We start from the raw sequence: 2,212 nt of genomic DNA on the forward strand, positions 1-2,212 counted from the left end.
TCGTCGAACAGGCGCAGCGCGCCGGCCGGCGCGCGGTCGCGCGGACAATAGCGGATGCCGAGGTCGATGCCTTCGGCGCGCAAATCGAGTACCTTGTCGTTCGCGGCGACGCGCAGGTCGATCTCCGGAAGGCGCGCCTGCAGCCGCCCGAGCCGCGGCAGCAGCCATAGCGCGGTGACGCCGATGCTCGCGGTGATCGTGACGGGCTGGCGCTCGCGCGCGGCGGCGAGCGACGCGACGGTGTCTTGCAGCCCGTGCAGTGCCGCATCCGCGACGCGAAACAGCCGCTCGCCTTCGGGCGTGAACGCGATCTTCCGGTAGCCGCGCTGCAGCAGCGCGACGCCGAGATGCGCTTCGAGCGCGTGCACCTGGCGGCTGACCGCCGATTGCGTGACGCACAGGTCCTGCGCGGCGAGCGTGATGCTCATGCGGCGGCCGACGGCGACGAAACCGCGGACGAGGTCGAGCGACGGGAGACGGACGAGCGGCGTTGACATGCGCGTGACTCATGCGAACGGAGCAGCAAGATTGGTTGAGAACTTGGGGCGCGTCAAGTTCAATGGAGGCTGGTGTGGGCGGTGGAGGATGGGGCTGGTGCGGTGACGCCTCGGCTGGCTGCGAAGCTTGGGCTTGAGCAGGCACTGAGGCGCCAACCCGGACGGACCGCGAAGCATGGGACCGGAGACACGATGACGATTTCGAACGAAGGCAACGGAATGACGCAGGGCACCCGCGCGGCAGACGCATTGCCGCCCGAACCCGTGACGCTGCGCGCGGCCGACGGCTACGCATTGCGCGGCCACGTATGGCGCCATCGCGGCGGCAGTGTCGCTCGCCCCGTGACGGTCATCAATTGCGCGACGTCGGTGCGTTGCGACTACTACTTTCGTTTCGCGGCCTGGCTGTTCGCACAGGGGCGCGACGTGCTCGTCTACGACTATCGCGGCATCGGCGGGTCGCGCCCGGCGCAGCTCGCGAAGCTGCGCGCGAACTGGCTCGACTGGGGGCGGCTCGATTGCGAAGCCGCATTGCAATACGCACGCGACGCGTTTCCGGGCCAGCCGATCGATGTCGTCGCGCACAGTATCGGCGGGGTTGCGCTCGGACTCGCCGCATCGAACGTCAACGTCCGACATGCGGTGACGGTCGGCGCGCAGTATGCGTACTGGCGCGATTACATGCCGGCCGAGCGGCGGCGCATGTGGTGGAAGTGGCACGTCGCGATGCCGGTGCTCGCGGCCGTGTTCGGCTACGTGCCTGCGAAGCGGCTCGGCTGGATGGAGGACACGCCGCGCGGCGTCGCGTTGTCGTGGGTGCGCTCGCAGGCGCGCTTCGAGGCGGGCTATACGCGCGGCCTGCTCGCCGAACCCGCCGCGAGCCGCGCCGCGTTGCCCGCCCGCTTCGCGGGGCTGTCGGCGCCGATGCTCGCGATCGGGCTCGACGACGACGGGTTCGGCACGGTCGAGGCGATCGAGCGGCTGGTCGGTTACTACACGGGCAGCGATGTCACGCACCTGCGGATCGCGCCGGCCGACATCGGCGTCGACGCGATCGGCCATTTCGCGTTTTTCCACAGCCGCTTCACCGAAACACTGTGGCCGCTGGCGCTCTACTGGCTGCAACACGGCGTGCTGCCGGCCGATGCGCCGGGCAAAGTGCATGCGATTCACCCGGCATCGCGCGGGCGTGGGCCCGGCAGCGGCGTGGCGGGCGTTGTCGCGAACGGGTAACGGGGCAGTCGCGTCACGCGGGTGCCTGCCGCGAGGACAACAAGCGTCAGCGCGGCGCCCAGTGTCAGCAGCGTTGACACCGGCAGGCCGCAACGGCTCGCCGCACCGCCTGATCGATTACCATCGGACGTTTCATTCCACAGGCCGCCGCACGTCGATGCTCGTCCCGACCGATTCCGCTTCCCCGTCCGAAATCCCCCGCGCCTGGCGCACGCAGCGGCTCGACACGCCGCCCGCCGCGTCCCGCGCCGGCGTGCAGATCGCGCGTGTCGATTTCGACTGGCGCGTGCCGCTTGCGTCGCCCGCGTATGCGGCACTCAGCGATGGCGAGCGCGCGCGGGCTGCACGAGGTCGGAAGAGCGTCGCGTAGGGCAAGAGCGAGCGCAAGCGGGCTGACCTCGGTGGCCGCCGTATCCAGAACAACGAACCACGAACCAACACATCGCAAACTCACCACGTCCTACCCCCACTCCAACCTCGAC

Annotated in this window: 2 protein-coding genes and 1 pseudogene; 2 read left to right on the forward strand and 1 reads right to left on the reverse strand. The window is 69.7% G+C overall.

The features are described from left to right. The coding region (locus G3N93_RS38950) for a LysR family transcriptional regulator (protein ID WP_206135424.1) at positions 1-497 on the reverse strand (497 nt) is incomplete at its 3' end. 192 nt (positions 498-689) lie between these two features. On the opposite strand from G3N93_RS38950, the gene G3N93_RS38955 reads away from it, so the two are divergent. Both G3N93_RS38955 and G3N93_RS38960 read left to right on the forward strand, forming a co-directional pair. Beyond that, positions 690-1,730, forward strand: a complete 1,041-nt coding sequence (locus tag G3N93_RS38955) for an alpha/beta fold hydrolase (protein WP_206124019.1) — start codon at positions 690-692, stop codon at positions 1,728-1,730. A gap of 157 nt (positions 1,731-1,887) precedes the next feature. Then, a pseudogene (locus G3N93_RS38960) lies at positions 1,888-2,079 on the forward strand (4'-phosphopantetheinyl transferase); the annotation flags it as partial. Positions 2,080-2,212 lie beyond the last annotated feature (133 nt).

This window comes from Burkholderia sp. Se-20378 (genome assembly GCF_017104665.1).
GTDB lineage: Bacteria > Pseudomonadota > Gammaproteobacteria > Burkholderiales > Burkholderiaceae > Burkholderia > Burkholderia lata.